Raw genomic sequence first — 15186 nt, forward strand, 5'->3', positions numbered from 1 at the left:
GCCCATTTTTGGAGATGAACATGTCTCAATTCGATTTAGTCGTAATTGGTGGTGGCCCGGGCGGCTACGAAGCAGCAATTCGTGCAGCTCAACTTGGTTACAAAGTTGCGTGTATCGAAAAACGTATTCATAAAGGCAAGCCAGCTTTGGGTGGTACTTGCTTAAACGTGGGTTGTATCCCGTCTAAAGCATTGCTTGATTCTTCACATCGTTATGAAGATACCGTTCAGCATTTAGATGACCATGGTATTACGACCGGTGAAGTTAAATTTGATCTTTCTAAAATGATGAGTCGTAAAGACAAAGTTGTAGATCAGTTGACTGGCGGTGTTGCCCAGTTGCTTAAAGGCAACGGGATTGAATGGTTGCAAGGTACAGGTAAATTGCTTGCGGGCAAAAAAGTTGAATTCACACCATTTGAAGGTGAAGTTCAAGTTTTAGAGCCTAAATACGTGATTCTTGCGACAGGTTCTGTACCAATTAACATTCCTTCAGCTCCTGTAGATCAAGACTTAATCGTTGATTCTACTGGCGCACTTGAATTCACTGAAGTGCCTAAGCGTTTAGGTGTGATTGGTGCGGGTGTAATCGGTCTTGAGCTAGGTTCAGTATGGCGTCGTCTTGGTGCAGAAGTTGTTGTATTTGAAGCAATGGACGCATTCTTGCCAATGGCTGATAAAGCATTGTCTAAAGAATACCAAAAAATCCTGACTAAACAGGGTATGGATATCCGTATCGGTGCGAAAGTTTCTGGCACTGAAATTAACGGTCGTGAAGTGACAGTTAAATATACCCAAGCTGGTGAAGATAAAACTGAAACTTTCGATAAATTGATCGTTTGTGTAGGTCGTCGTGCCTATGCTGAAGGTCTACTGGCTGAAGATTCAGGTATCAAGCTGACTGAACGTGGTCTGGTTGAAGTAAATGACTGGTGTGCAACTTCAGTTGAAGGTGTATACGCAATTGGTGATTTGGTACGTGGTCCAATGCTTGCGCATAAAGCCATGGAAGAAGGTGTGATGGCTGTTGAGCGTATTCACGGACATGCTGCGCAAGTAAACTATGACACCATTATTTCTGTGATCTACACACATCCAGAAGCGGCATGGGTTGGTTTAACAGAGCAGCAGGCTGTAGAAAAAGGTCACGAAGTAAAAACTGGCCAATTCGGTTTTGCTGTCAATGGTCGTGCTTTGGCTGCGGGTGAAGGTGCTGGTTTCGTGAAGTTTGTTGCTGACGCAAAAACGGATCGTCTATTGGGTATGCATGTGATTGGACCTGCTGCGTCTGATATCATCCACCAAGGCATGATCGCACTTGAGTTTGTATCGTCAGTTGAAGACCTGCAGTTAATGACATTTGCTCATCCAACCTTCTCTGAAGTGGTGCATGAAGCAGCTCTTGCTGTTGATGGCCGTGCAATTCACGCGATTCAGCGTAAACGTAAGTAATGCAAAAAAAGAGCGACTTAGGTCGCTCTTTTGTATTTCATGGTTGTTTTTATTGGAACAATCATCTAAAAATAAAGATAACGATTTGAAGAAATGCTGGTGCTGCTTTGACGGACGTCTGGGTGCTGGTGAGTTATAACAAGCTAAAGAAGTAATAAAAGGTTATTCCATGAATTTACATGAGTATCAAGCAAAAGCGCTATTAAAAAAATATGGTATGCCTGTACAGGAGGGCATGCTGGCCACTAATGCCGATGAAACGGTGCAAGCTTTTGAGCAGTTGGGTGGAAAGTTCGCAGTATTGAAAGCACAGGTACATGCCGGCGGTCGAGGTAAAGCAGGCGGTGTAAAAGTAGTAAAATCGGCTGCCGAGGCTGCTGAATATGCCAACCAGATAATTGGTTCACGCTTGGTCACTTATCAGACAGATGCCAATGGTCAGCCAGTCAATAGCATTTTAGTCTCGGAAGATGTTTATCCGGTTGAGCGCGAGCTGTACTTGGGTGCTGTAGTCGATCGTTCGACTCGCCGGATCACTTTTATGGCATCAACTGAAGGCGGTGTTGAGATTGAAAAGGTGGCTGAAGAAACCCCGGAAAAAATTATTAAAGTTGAAGTTGAGCCTTTAGTCGGTTTGATGCCATTTCAGGCACGTGAAGTTGCTTTTGCACTTAAACTGAAAGATGGACAAATCAATCAATTTGTAAAAATCATGACAGCTGCCTATCAGGCATTTGTAGAGAATGATTTTGCACTTTTCGAAATCAATCCACTATCTGTGCGTGAGAATGGTGACATTCTGTGTGTCGATGCCAAAATCGGAATTGATTCAAATGCGCTATACCGTTTGCCAGAAATCGCGGCTATGCGGGATAAATCTCAGGAAAATGAGCGCGAATTGAAAGCCTCTGAATTTGATCTGAACTATGTGGCACTTGAGGGTAACATTGGCTGCATGGTTAATGGCGCGGGTCTTGCCATGGCAACCATGGATATTATCAAGCTCTATGGCGGTCAGCCAGCCAACTTCTTGGATGTGGGTGGGGGTGCCACGAAGGAGCGTGTGATTGAAGCCTTCAAAATTATCCTTGCAGATAGCTCCGTACAGGGCGTATTAATCAATATTTTTGGTGGAATTGTACGTTGTGACATGATTGCTGAAGCAATTATTGCAGCGGTTCAGGAAGTAAATGTGACTGTTCCAGTGGTTGTTCGCCTTGAAGGCAACAATGCGGAATTGGGTGCAAAATTACTGGATGAATCAGGTTTGAAGTTGATTTCTGCACATGGTCTTGCTGATGCTGCAGAAAAAATTGTTGCTGCTGTAAAAGCTTAAGGAGTATCCATCATGAGCGTATTAGTTAATAAAGACACCAAAGTGTTGGTACAAGGTTTTACAGGTAAAAACGGCACATTCCATTCTGAACAGGCTTTGGCTTATGGCACTAAAGTTGTGGGCGGTGTCACTCCAGGAAAAGGCGGTCAAACCCATCTGGATTTACCCGTTTTTAATACCATGCGTGAAGCGGTGAAGGAAACTGGCGCAGATGCTTCGGTGATTTATGTTCCGGCACCTTTTGTACTGGATTCCATTATTGAAGCGGTTGATTCCGGCATTGAATTAATTGTGGTAATTACTGAAGGTGTACCAACCCTCGACATGCTGAAAGCCAAGCGTTATCTGGAAACCAATGGCAACGGTACACGTCTGATTGGACCAAACTGTCCGGGTATTATTACGCCGGGTGAATGTAAGATCGGGATTATGCCGGGACATATTCATCAACCAGGTAAAATCGGAATTATCTCGCGTTCAGGTACACTGACTTATGAGGCCGTGGCACAGACCACTAACCTAGGTTTAGGTCAGTCGACCTGTATCGGTATTGGTGGTGACCCGATTCCGGGCATGAACCAGATTGACTGCTTAAAACTGTTCCAGGAAGATCCGCAAACTGAAGCCATCATTATGATTGGTGAAATTGGTGGTACGGCAGAAGAAGAAGCAGCTGAATATATTCAATCGAATGTGACTAAGCCGGTTGTTGGTTATATTGCGGGCGTAACTGCGCCTAAAGGCAAACGTATGGGTCACGCAGGTGCGATTATTTCAGGTGGCAAGGGTACAGCTGAAGAAAAATTTGCAGCCTTTGAGCGTGCGGGCATGGCCTATACGCGTAGTCCTGCTGAACTCGGTTCAACCATGCTGCAAGTGTTAAAAGATAAAGGTTTGGCTTGATATCTAAAGTAAGGCTGTAATAAAAAAGCTCCCAGATGGGAGCTTTTTTATATCTCAGTCTATTTTTCAGGTTTTAGCTTTGAGACTCTGGGTCATGCCGTTGATATCACCCCCCTGAATGCCCAGCTCACTCATCAGGCTGTCAATGAGCGGTGCCTGACTGCGATAACGCAGGGCGCTATTGACCACCTGATCTGAAAGGGCAACATTGCCCCCTTCATGATGTGCATCTGCCTGACAAGAACCGGCATGACTGCCATGTAGTCCATTGACCTGAAGAATTTTGATATCGTCAATATTTTCCATTGGCTTGACGCTTTCCCGGATAATTTCAGGCAAGTATTTCAGCATGGCCAGACGGATCTGCATCTCGACCTGTTCTGAAGACAGCACATTATTAGCTTCATTGACCGCACGGGTACCTTCAGCATCGACCTGATACTGTTTCTCCATCGCCTGAGCCAAGAGGACTTTAGCATCTGCTTCACCTTTCGCTTTTAAGCGAACTTTTTCAGCTTCTGCTTCAGCAGCAATACGAATGGCTTCTGCATCATCCGCCGCTGCCTGTTTGCCTGCCTCAGCCGCTACGGTAATCGCAATCGCATCCTTTTCAGCCTGTTCTTTGGCTGCGACCAGCTCAACCGCCTTTTGACGCTCTGCCTGCTGGATTTGCCGTACTGTGATGACTTCTTCTTCAGCTTTTACTGCTTGAGCACGGGCAAGGTCGGCTTGTGCTTTGGCTTCAGATTCGGCACGGGATTTTTCAGCAATGGCAATGGCACGATCCTGTTCAGCCAGTTCAATGGTTTTCTTTTGCTCGACCTGTGCTTTTTGAATCAGCTGGGCCTTTTGAATGTTTTCATTTTCAACATCACGGGCGGCCAAGATCCGTTTTAGTTCGACCTCGCGTTCAGCCGCAATTTGGGCTTCCTCTGCTTCGCGTTTTTTGCCAGCTTCCTGAGCAGCAATTTCAGCCAGCTGTTCAGCACGTCGAATGGCAATTTCACGTTCCTGTTGCAACTTGGCATATTCTTCTTCACGAATAATTTGCAGACGAGCCTGTTCAGCTTCCAGATTCTTGGTCTTAATTGCCAGATCTGTATCCTGTTCAATATGGTTACGCTTGCGACGACGATCCTCAATAGTTTCAGTAAGCTTGGTCAGGCCTTCTGCATCGAAAGCATTTTGTGGATTGAAATATTTAAATCCGGTCTGATCCAGACCAGTCAGTGAAACAGTTTCAAGCTCCAGACCATTTTTATGTAAATCTTCAGACACCACCTGCTGAACTTTCTGTACAAAATCCACCCGCTTTTCGTGCAATTCTTCCATGGCCATTTCTGCGGCTACTGCGCGCAGTGAATCGACAAACTTGCCTTCCACCAGATTTTTTAGTTCATTGGGTGACATGGTTTTTTGACCGAGTGTTTGTGCTGCGGTGGCAATTGAATCAGCGGTAGGTTTGACCCGTACATAGAATTCGGCCATGACATCGACACGCATCCGGTCACGGGTAATTAGTGCCTGATCATCTGCACGACGCACCTCCAGGCGCAAGGTATTCATATTTACCGGAATAATTTCATGCAGGACTGGAAGCACAATGGCACCTCCGCCTAAAATCACTTTTTCTCCACCCCAGCCGGTACGTACAAAGGAAATTTCCTTGCTTGAACGACGGTATAAGCGTGCAATGATGAGACCGAAGGTCACCAGTGCTACAAAAATAATTCCCGCAATAATTAAAATATTATATAAATCAAATTTTAACATTGTTATAAAGTCTCAATTGAGTTTTAGCTAAATAAAATTAAAGTTCAATGGCTTGAAAGCCATTTTTAGTTTTTTGGGTCAGAACCACATCCTGGCCTTGATTTAAAGTCTGACTACTTTCAGGTTCAACCAGCACATAATGGGTCTGCCCATACTGGTCCTGAACTCTGGCCTGTGCCGGAGAATTCACTCTAGCGTCTCCCAGGATAATGGTCGCGGTACGTCCGATCAGTTCATCGCTATGAATGGCGGAAGTTTCATCTTGAGGCAGAAGCTTGCTTGCCGCCTTGGCAAGAAAGCGTACTACGGGCATACACAGAAACAGGCAGGCTGGAGAAATCAGCCAGACACTGAAAAGTTGGCTGGTCAGGCGTTCAAATATGCCCTGAATCAATAAACCACTCAAACCATAACTGGTCAGAAAAATAATCAGCCAGATAAATAAAGGCAGACGTCCCAAATATAACCAGTCAAATACTTTGCTGAAAACACCGGGAGGGTGATCCGGACTTATTTCCGGATGCAGGGGGTCGTCAGGTAAAAACTGTTCAAACATATGCTGTGATCCGCCACCGAGCAACAGCAGAATGCACTCAAGTGCAGCAAACATCAGCATTAGACTTAAACTGATGCTAAATACGATATTGGATGGATGTGTAAACAGTTCCCACATTTTTTATCTCTATAATTATGTTTTTAGGAAAAGTATCTGAAATTTTTTATCAGGCTTACGATAGCAGTAATTGTAGTTTTTGTATGCAAAAAAATAACAAAAAACCTGATAAACAGGGATTGAATATATAGATTATTTAATAATCAGTGAACTATTAAAATTAATAATAAACTATAAGCGAATCAGATTTTTGATAGAGAAATGGAATAATTCCATAGAAATTATGGCAAGTAACGCCTGTTGTCTGTATGTTTCTGGGAAAAACATAAAGATACTTCAACCCGAGTATCTTTATATTTTCTGTTTAATTCTGCTAGAGCAGGGCGGTCTGAATTCGCACTTTCATATCGAGGGTCTGTTGCAGAATATACTGCTGCATCCATTTAACCTGTTCACCCCTAGGATTGACCTTGACTGCGGTATTCAGAAAGTTCAGATCAGGTTGACTGAAGAGCTGTTGTTGCAGGGTTTGCTCCAGCATTTGACTGCTACTCGTTAAAGGTAATGCCACCAGATAGAAGGCTTTAGGATAATTATAAAAGGCATATAGCAAGTTAAAGGCTTTTTGATCTCCTTTGAGATGGCTGACACCGATTTCGAAAGCTGCATTCTGGTTGCTATAGGTGATGCCCACTAGAAATTCCCAATGACCTTCATGTAAACGTAAAGCAAACTGCAATCCGATTTGGTCTGCGGTCAGTTCATGTTGCAGATAGATATTCAAGGGCTTGCCATCATCACTAAAAGGTTCTTGCAGAACTAAAATATGCTGCTGGTGCTGATAAATGTAGCCGGCAAGCTGAGCCTGTTCCAGGCGCTGTTTTACTGTGCTGAGATCAAAAGCGCTATAGGGCATAAATAACATATATGAAAGGGCAGAATTGAGCTTACTCTAGTAATTTTTCAACTGTTTGAGAACCACTACTTTAGATTATTTTTCTATGATTTTATTGGTTTGGTGACAGAGTAGCCGTAGATAAATACTACAAAATATCCACGCCTGCGTTATGCAAAACCTTGATTCATAAAAACTGATATTCATTATTGATGAATTTTTATATGAGCTTTTGATATATCAATATCATAAAACAAGCAATGGATAGGATAGGTAAATCACTATAATGAATATAAATTTTCAAAAGTGTCATAAGTACACGTTTTTCTAAGCTGGTGTTGTCCATGTCGTTAAATGAGGAAAGACTTACTCATCTCAAACAGCTCGAAGCTGAGAGTATTCATATCATCCGCGAAGTTGCTGCCGAGTTTGAAAATCCGGTCATGCTGTATTCAATCGGTAAAGATTCAGCAGTAATGCTGCATTTGGCACTAAAAGCGTTTTATCCTGCAAAACTTCCATTTCCATTGCTGCATGTAGATACAGGCTGGAAATTCAAAGACATGATCACGTTCCGTGACAACATGGCCAAAGAACATGGCTTTGATCTGATCGTGCATCAGAACAAGGAAGGCCGTGATGCGGGCGTAAATCCATTTGACTATGGTAGCTCAAAATATACCGACATCATGAAAACCCAAGGTCTGAAACAGGCGCTGGACAAATATCAGTTTGATGCAGCTTTCGGTGGGGCACGTCGTGATGAAGAAAAGTCACGCGCGAAGGAACGCGTGTATTCATTCCGTGATTCTAAACACCGTTGGGACCCGAAAAACCAGCGCCCAGAGCTGTGGAACCTTTACAACGGTAAAGTGAATAAAGGCGAAAGTATCCGTGTATTCCCATTGTCTAACTGGACTGAACTCGACATCTGGCAATATATCTATCTTGAAAATATCAAACTTGTGCCATTGTATCTGGCGGCTGAACGCCCAGTGGTTGAGCGTAATGGCACGCTGATCATGGTGGATGATGAGCGTATGCGCCTGAATCCAGGCGAAGTACCACAAATGAAATCGGTTCGTTTCCGTACTCTAGGCTGTTACCCGCTTACGGGTGCTGTGGAATCTACAGCCAACACCTTGCCGGAAATTATCCAGGAAATGCTTTTAGCGACCACATCTGAACGTCAGGGCCGTATGATTGATCATGATGAAGCAGGTTCGATGGAAAAGAAAAAGCAGGAAGGTTATTTCTAGAGTCTCGTAATCTCCCCCTAACCCCCCTCTTTTCTAAAGAGGGGGAACTCCAGAAATTGATTGGAGGAAAGTCCTCCTTTATTAAAGGAGGATTCAGGTGGATTTAAAGATTAGCAACCGATTTCAACGTATTTGTGGAGCTTTGAGCAATGTCTCATCAATCTGATTTAATCAGCCAAGATATCTTGGGTTATTTGAAACAACATGAAAATAAAGACTTATTGCGTTTCCTGACGTGCGGTAACGTAGATGATGGTAAATCAACTTTAATTGGTCGTCTGCTTTACGATTCAAAACTGATTTATGAAGATCAGCTGCAGGCAGTTACCCGTGACTCGAAAAAAGTCGGTACCACTGGCGATGCACCTGATCTGGCGCTTCTTGTAGATGGTTTACAGGCCGAACGTGAGCAGGGCATTACTATTGATGTGGCTTACCGTTATTTCTCGACTGAAAAACGTAAGTTCATTATTGCTGATACACCGGGACACGAACAGTACACCCGTAACATGGCGACAGGTGCGTCGACAGCAGATCTTGCGATCATCCTGATTGATGCGCGTTATGGCGTGCAGACCCAAACCCGCCGTCACTCATTTATTGCGAGTCTTTTAGGAATTCATAATATCGTAGTGGCCGTGAACAAGATGGACCTGGTTGAATTTTCTGAAGCACGCTTCAATGAAATTCAGGCGGAGTACAACAAGTTCATTGAACAGTTGGGTGAACGTAAGCCTGAAAATATTATTTTCACGCCAATTTCTGCACTCAACGGTGATAACGTCGTTAACAAATCACCAAATATGCCGTGGTACCAAGGTCAAACCTTAATGGAGACTTTGGAGACTGTTGAAATTACGCGTAATACCAGCAAAGATGAATTCCGTTTTCCGGTTCAGTACGTGAACCGTCCGAACCTCGACTTCCGTGGTTTCTGCGGTACCATCGCACTGGGCGAAATAAAAGTTGGTAATGAGATTGTTGCGCTGCCATCTGGCAAGAAATCAACAGTCAAAGAAATCGTCACTTTTGATGGTAATCTGGATCACGCTGTTGCGGGGCAAGCCATTACTTTAACTTTGAATGATGAAATTGATATTTCACGTGGTAACGTTCTCGTTAAAGCGGGTGAGCAGCCTTTAATTTCACGTTCCGCGCGAGCCTCAGTGGTTTGGATGAATGACCAGCCGCTAGTCATTGGCAAACTTTATAACGTGAAGTTCGGTACTCAGACCATTCCAGCAAAAGTTGCGAAAATTCACTACCGTACCAATGTTAATACATTGGAAAAAATGGAAGTAGAGCAACTGGAGCTGAATGCAATTGCTGATGTCACTATCGAATTTGATGCGCCAGTGGTATTCGACCGTTATCAGGATAGTCGTTACACCGGCTCATTCATCTTTATTGACCGTCTAAGCAACGTGACTGTGGGTGCGGGGATGGTTGAGGCGGCAGTGGAATGGACTGCGCACAACGAGCCTGTAACGGCTGAAACGCGTGCTGCGCGTTTAGGTCAGAAACCTGCCGCAGTAACTGTGTCTGCTAAGGCACTGGAAAATGCTCAAGCACTTGAAAGCCTGCTGATCCAGCAAGGTGTGGTTGCGATTGCGAAAGCGGGTCTTTCAGCTGATCAAGTTACGCTGGTTCGTGAAACTGGTGTGATTGTAGTAACTGATGCAACTGAAGGTACAGATGTTACTTTTGCTCAGGAATCTGCTGAAGAACTTGCTGAGAAAATTGTGGAACTGGTTCGTCTATAAGACTGGATTGGTTTTAGAGAAACCCGCTGTAAAGCGGGTTTTTTATTGCCTAAATTTTGTTTGCATGAAAATCATTCGATTAGTCAAAATGTGATCTTTCAATTTACTAGTCAATTAATACAATGCTCCCTAGATGGGGGTATTTATGAAAAAATTATTATTACTGGTTGGTTTGTGTGTAGCTTTTGGAGCTGAAGCCAAACAGAGTAGTCAAAGTGTTGAAGCAATCAAGCAGAAGATTATTAAACAGTCGATTGAGAGTTATCCGGGCAATTGTCCATGCCCTTACAATACTGCACGTAATGGCAGCCGTTGTGGGAAACGCAGTGCTTATAACCGCGCTGGTGGATATGCACCACTTTGTTATCCGGAAGATGTAAGTGAAAAGATGATAAAAGAATTTTTGAGTCGGAAATAATTAAGAATTAATCTGTTAAAAAAGAGAAATTGAAATGTTGTACTTTAATTTAAATGAGGTAAAGGGTGAACAAAATAATAATCAATCTTTTTACAAGAATGGGGTGGAAGAATATCACTCTCTATTGATGGATTATGCATATCAATTTGAAAGAAAATTAATTTATAACACTTTCTTCTTATCAAAAGCTTGAATGTTATAAATATGATATTAAACATGGTAAAAGAAAACTATTGAGGTTGAATGAATTAAGTGGAAGTTTATTTGAGTCCGAATCATCAAGTTTGACTTTTCTAAAAGAAATGAGAAATAAAATTATTCATGATGGTTTTCTAGATGCTTAAGTTGATCAAATAAAAGTTGAATTAGAACTAGAATTTTAATTAAATTCTCAATAAGATATATCTTAATTAAATTTAAGATATATCTTAACCATGCCTGTAAGTCCTCACTCTGTTATTTCAGAAGAACAAGAAAACTCTCCAAAACTTCGCAAACGTCTGTTTGAAGCAGGTGAAATGAAATTGCTGGTGCTGCATTTTATTGCCCAGGCACCCAGGTTTAGCTATGACATTATTAAAGAAGTGGCTGCTCTGGTCGGCGGAAACTACAAGCCGAGCACCGGCACGATCTGTCCAACCATTAGTTATTTGGAAGAGCAGCAATATACACAAGTGACTATGAGTGCTGATGAGCGCAAGCAATATCACATTACTGACGAAGGTCTTAAGCATCTGGAAAGCTATCAGGAAACCCTGCAAAAAGTTCTTCGCCGGTTTGAAACCCGTCGCCGGATTAAAGATGATGAGCGTTATATCGACATTAATACTGCGATGGAAAGTCTGAAAGCTGCATTGCGATACAAACTGTTTGATGATGAATTAAGCACTGAAGATATTCAAAAGATTGCAAAACAGATCGACCAAGCAGCAATAAACATCACACGTCTGTAATTCGATTCACGATTTAAAAATTAGGTAAAATGATGAAAAATATAGTTCCCAAATTTCATGCCAAACATCTGAACTGGCTCATGCCGCTGATCCTTTCCGGTATTATGAGTGGTGCAATTTCCTGCTTTAATCTGCTACTGAATAAAGGCTGGAGTGATCAGTTTATCTCAGTGTGGCTGCATGCCTGGAGCATGTCATGGCTGATGGCATTTCCACTGATTCTGGTGGTACTCCCACTGGTGCGTAAATTCCTGATGCAGTTTGTGCAGATGCCGAATCAATCTGCCAAATAGGGCATTGGTCTGCTTGCATCAGTTGGATGATTCGTCCATTACTTGAGACAGAATGGCTTTCATTTCAGTCAGATTTTTTACACCGGCAATACGGTGAATAATCTGGCCATTTTTAAAAATCAGGGTGGAAGGTAGGCCATAGACGTTATAGCGTAAAGTCAGAATTGGCGATTGATCGACATTGATCTTGCCGAACTTGATGGTTGGTTTGTACTCAGCATAATACCCTGCCAGTTGTTCAAATACAGGAAAGTTTTGAACACATGGCTTGCACCAGTCTGCATAGAAGCGGATCACCGCAAGGCCTTCATACCATTCAAAATCGCTATAATTATCTTCATTATAAAGGATGACTGCTGACATAAATTGCCCTTATATGTTCCGGATCAAGGCCTGCACCAACTCATAGCCAGTTCTGCATGGCCGGTATTCTGGTCAATCCCTTGACTGGTCATTTTAAACCCTTGTTTCTGGTAGAACTGAACTGCTGAGGTATTTTCAGCATACACATTTAAATGCAGTTGCTCACATTGCTGTTTCAGGAAATCCAGCAGACGTACACCATAACCTTTGCCCTGCTGGGCGGGATCAATGAAAAGTGCGGCCAATACCTGCTCTGATCTTAGCAGTGAGGCAAAACCCATAACTGTATGATTTTCTTTGATTACATAATTTTCAGAAAGAGGCAGATATAGATCACGCATGGCAATCAGCTGTTGTTGCCAATATGTTGCGGGAATAAAGGCATGCGCCTGTAAGGAGGCATGTAGCCAGATGTCTAGAACTGGATTTATATCTTCTGTTTCAACTTTTTGAATAATAATAGTCATGGTCTGCTTGATATCAATTTATAAAATACCCCAAAGATTATACATAAGTCCATTAGCCTTCAATCCATAAGCGTTCTATGTTCAAATAAGTTTAAGAGAGATAAAACATCAATGTTAGGGAAACAATCCATGTCGCAACAAAACATGCAACACGTCATTATTACAGAACCGGGTGGGGTGGATAAACTCGCTTATGAAACAGTTGCTATTCCTGAACCCAAAGCTGACGAGGTGCTGGTCAAGGTTCATGCCTTTGGGATTAACCGTCCGGATATCTTGCAGCGTCAGGGTCTATACCCGATGCCAAAAGGCGTGACTCCTGTTCCAGGTCTGGAGGTGGCAGGTGAAGTGGTTGCGGTCGGAACTGGTGTAAGTCAGTTTAAAGTCGGTGACAAGGTTTGTGGCCTGACCAATGGTGGTGGCTATGCAGAATATTGCGTCGTACCTGAAAGCCAGACTTTAAATATTCTTGAAGGCGTGAGCTTTGTGCAGGCCGCCGCGATTCCTGAAACCTTCTTTACGGTGTGGGCAAATGTGTTCCAGATGGGTAAAGCCAAGGCAGGAGAAACGGTACTGGTGCATGGCGGAACCAGTGGGATTGGAACCACGGCACTCATGCTATGTAAATCCTTGGGGATTAAAACCTTTGCCACAGCAGGTAGTGACGAAAAAATCCAGGCGATTTCACATCTAACCACAGGAATCAATTACAAGACTCAGGACTTTGAGCAGGTCATTAATGAAGCAACGGATAAGGCAGGTGTAGATGTGATTCTGGATATGGTCGGTGCGCCATATTTAGAGCGTAATTTGAATTTGCTCCGCCGTGATGGCCGTCTGGTATATATCGCATTTTTAGGTGGTGCCAAGGCTAAGGAAGTGAAACTGGGTCAGATCATGATGAAACGTCTGACTATTACCGGTTCAACAATGCGTGCACGTAGCACGGCTGAAAAAGCTGAAATTGCACAAGGTTTGAAAACGCATGTGGCACCCTTATGGGCACAAGGCGAATGTCTGCCAATGATTTATCAGACCTTTAAGTTTGACCAGATTCAGGAGGCGCATGCAGCCATGGATACGGGTGAGCATATTGGAAAAATTGTGGTGGAAATCATCTAATTATTCTTGTGATTAGAATACTAAAAACAATAAAAGCCAACTTGTGTTGGCTTTTATTTTGCATAAAAAATGACAACCAATTTAAATTAATTGATTGATATAGGGGTTTAAATTTTAAAAAATGGTAAAAATGTTAATTGTTCGACACAACCTGTCGAAACTGGGGAGTAAATTAACAATTAAAATTAACCTGACTAAATTGTTTGGTATTGAATGAAATATCACATAACAAGAGGAAGTATATGATGAAAATAGTGTCAGCTCCCTATACGCGTGAACACGGCTTTCGGGCATTAAAGCGGTTACATAAAGTCATTATTCTTAATCAGTTCATCCGTTCGGATTTACACAAGCTGTATCAGGCCATGCTGCATCTGGAACGCTATATGGAACGGCTTAACCGGAAAAGTTCTAAATCTGCTTTTAAACGCCGTAAAAAAGCTTAAAAAGACTGTGCCTATTAGCCTTAAGTTGAAGTAATTAACTCTAATCTCATTTTTATTAAGCTGTATAATTTTCCCATAATTTAAAAATTCTAAGCAGAGTATGCATTGCGCTAAAAATAGCGAAAGAGGGGATTTATGAAGGGCAATGCGTCAACGCATGAGCGCCTTGCAGAACGTTTGGCCAGTATTTTAACCAAACTTAATATAGGGCATCAGTTAAATGTGCAGGAGTTGGCACGAGAATTTCAGGTGAGCACCCGAACGATTGAGCGTGATTTTGATCGCCTTAATTCTTATTTGCCGCTGATACAGGATGAAAATACAAAACGCTATTATCTTGAACCTTCCTATTTAGGACGTTTCAAGTTACAGGATATCCAGAATTTTGCCCAATTGTCCGGGATCAGTGATCTGTACCCGACACTGGATATGTCTTTTATACGTGAACTGCTGGATGAGCGGGCAAATCAGGTATTTTCGGCAAAAGGCTACTATTTTGAAGATGCCAAACAGTTTGCCGAACATTTCAAGCTGCTTGCAGGTGCGATCTATAAACGTCAGCAGATTGAGCTACTCTATTCAGATCAAGTGCAAATTATCCAGCCTTATCGCTTGATTCATCATCATGGTATCTGGTACTTGGCTGGTGTGATACAGGGCGAGTTGAAAACCTATCGCCTAAGCCAGTTGCAGCAGGTAAAACTGGTCTTCGAGGCTGAAAGTTTTGAGCATGATTCTGAAGTACTGAAAATGCTAACAGATGAAGACAGTATCTGGTTTGGACGGCAAAAACAGCAGGTTTTGGTCAAGGTACAGCCTGCAGTCACAGTATTTTTTAAAGAGCGCCGTTTATTTCCGGAACAGCAGATTGAGCAGGAGCTGGAGTCTGGAGAATTATTGATTAGTTGCCAGATTCGTCATGAAATGCAGTTACTGCCTTTGGTGCGTTACTGGTTACCTTATGTGAAAATCATTGAACCAATTCATTTTCAGCAAAAACTGGAACAGGATCTGCAAGGATATTTACGCTCTGCCGGATGATATTTTAAATGAAAGCAGGGTGGCATAATAGGTAATGAAACTTAAACAGGAAATTTAGACTTACTCATTTTTTGGAATAACTAAATTAAA

16 protein-coding genes are annotated in these 15186 nt (G+C 42.6%); 11 read left to right on the plus strand and 5 right to left on the minus strand.

The genetic code is table 11. The features are described from left to right. The first annotated feature begins 20 nt into the window (after nucleotides 1–20). The 3 genes from lpdA to sucD all read left to right on the plus strand — a co-directional run bounded on the left by lpdA (nucleotide 21) and on the right by sucD (nucleotide 3690). Nucleotides 21–1451, plus strand: coding sequence for a dihydrolipoyl dehydrogenase (gene lpdA / locus VXQ92_RS00345; protein WP_064095633.1), 1431 nt, complete (start codon nucleotides 21–23; stop codon nucleotides 1449–1451). A 169-nt stretch (nucleotides 1452–1620) separates the two neighbouring features. Then, complete coding sequence (sucC, locus tag VXQ92_RS00350; protein WP_416679863.1) at nucleotides 1621–2787, plus strand: ADP-forming succinate--CoA ligase subunit beta; 1167 nt, start codon at nucleotides 1621–1623, stop codon at nucleotides 2785–2787. Between the two features lie 12 nt (nucleotides 2788–2799). Then, nucleotides 2800–3690 carry a succinate--CoA ligase subunit alpha gene (gene sucD / locus VXQ92_RS00355; RefSeq protein ID WP_064095631.1) on the plus strand — a complete coding sequence of 297 codons (891 nt, stop codon included), beginning with the start codon at nucleotides 2800–2802 and terminating at the stop codon, nucleotides 3688–3690. A 66-nt stretch (nucleotides 3691–3756) separates the two neighbouring features. On the opposite strand, the gene VXQ92_RS00360 is transcribed toward sucD, so the two are convergent. From VXQ92_RS00360 to VXQ92_RS00370, 3 genes are all read right to left on the minus strand, one after another. Then, nucleotides 3757–5463: a flotillin family protein gene (locus VXQ92_RS00360; protein ID WP_416679864.1), complete on the minus strand. Its 1707-nt coding sequence runs from the start codon at nucleotides 5461–5463 to the stop codon at nucleotides 3757–3759. Nucleotides 5464–5500: 37 nt separating this feature from the next. Further along, nucleotides 5501–6136, minus strand: a complete 636-nt coding sequence (locus tag VXQ92_RS00365) for a YqiJ family protein (protein ID WP_416679865.1) — start codon at nucleotides 6134–6136, stop codon at nucleotides 5501–5503. A gap of 313 nt (nucleotides 6137–6449) precedes the next feature. Then, on the minus strand, nucleotides 6450–6992 hold the full coding sequence (locus tag VXQ92_RS00370) for a hypothetical protein (RefSeq protein ID WP_416679866.1): 543 nt from the start codon (nucleotides 6990–6992) through the stop codon (nucleotides 6450–6452). Between the two features lie 323 nt (nucleotides 6993–7315). On the opposite strand from VXQ92_RS00370, the gene cysD reads away from it, so the two are divergent. From cysD to VXQ92_RS00395, 5 genes are all read left to right on the plus strand, one after another. Next, nucleotides 7316–8230: a sulfate adenylyltransferase subunit CysD gene (cysD, locus tag VXQ92_RS00375; protein WP_064095628.1), complete on the plus strand. Its 915-nt coding sequence runs from the start codon at nucleotides 7316–7318 to the stop codon at nucleotides 8228–8230. 149 nt (nucleotides 8231–8379) lie between these two features. Continuing rightward, complete coding sequence (gene cysN / locus VXQ92_RS00380) at nucleotides 8380–9993, plus strand: sulfate adenylyltransferase subunit CysN (protein ID WP_416679867.1); 1614 nt, start codon at nucleotides 8380–8382, stop codon at nucleotides 9991–9993. A gap of 145 nt (nucleotides 9994–10138) precedes the next feature. After that, nucleotides 10139–10411, plus strand: coding sequence for a hypothetical protein (locus tag VXQ92_RS00385; RefSeq protein WP_416679868.1), 273 nt, complete (start codon nucleotides 10139–10141; stop codon nucleotides 10409–10411). 434 nt (nucleotides 10412–10845) lie between these two features. After that, nucleotides 10846–11364 (plus strand): PadR family transcriptional regulator, encoded by a 519-nt coding sequence (locus tag VXQ92_RS00390; protein ID WP_416679869.1) that lies wholly within the window; start codon nucleotides 10846–10848, stop codon nucleotides 11362–11364. 32 nt (nucleotides 11365–11396) lie between these two features. After that, complete coding sequence (locus VXQ92_RS00395) at nucleotides 11397–11657, plus strand: DUF2798 domain-containing protein (RefSeq protein ID WP_416679870.1); 261 nt, start codon at nucleotides 11397–11399, stop codon at nucleotides 11655–11657. Between the two features lie 18 nt (nucleotides 11658–11675). Here the strand turns inward: VXQ92_RS00395 and VXQ92_RS00400 are convergent, their stop codons facing one another. Together VXQ92_RS00400 and VXQ92_RS00405 are read right to left on the minus strand one after the other, a co-directional pair. Continuing rightward, a complete protein-coding gene (locus tag VXQ92_RS00400; RefSeq protein ID WP_416679871.1) occupies nucleotides 11676–12020 on the minus strand; it encodes a thioredoxin family protein in 345 nt (114 codons plus the stop codon). Nucleotides 12021–12043: 23 nt separating this feature from the next. Next, a complete protein-coding gene (locus VXQ92_RS00405) occupies nucleotides 12044–12487 on the minus strand; it encodes an N-acetyltransferase (protein ID WP_416679872.1) in 444 nt (147 codons plus the stop codon). 129 nt (nucleotides 12488–12616) lie between these two features. Between VXQ92_RS00405 and VXQ92_RS00410 the strand changes: the two genes are divergently transcribed. From VXQ92_RS00410 to VXQ92_RS00420, 3 genes are all read left to right on the plus strand, one after another. After that, the gene (locus VXQ92_RS00410) at nucleotides 12617–13609 is read left to right on the plus strand and encodes an NAD(P)H-quinone oxidoreductase (RefSeq protein ID WP_416679873.1); all 993 of its coding nucleotides are present in this window, start codon (nucleotides 12617–12619) and stop codon (nucleotides 13607–13609) included. A 245-nt stretch (nucleotides 13610–13854) separates the two neighbouring features. Further along, complete coding sequence (locus tag VXQ92_RS00415; RefSeq protein ID WP_064095620.1) at nucleotides 13855–14055, plus strand: hypothetical protein; 201 nt, start codon at nucleotides 13855–13857, stop codon at nucleotides 14053–14055. Between the two features lie 135 nt (nucleotides 14056–14190). Further along, complete coding sequence (locus tag VXQ92_RS00420) at nucleotides 14191–15096, plus strand: helix-turn-helix transcriptional regulator (RefSeq protein ID WP_416679874.1); 906 nt, start codon at nucleotides 14191–14193, stop codon at nucleotides 15094–15096. The last annotated feature ends 90 nt before the right edge of the window (nucleotides 15097–15186 follow it).

It is taken from the genome of Acinetobacter sp. 228 (assembly GCF_048147885.1).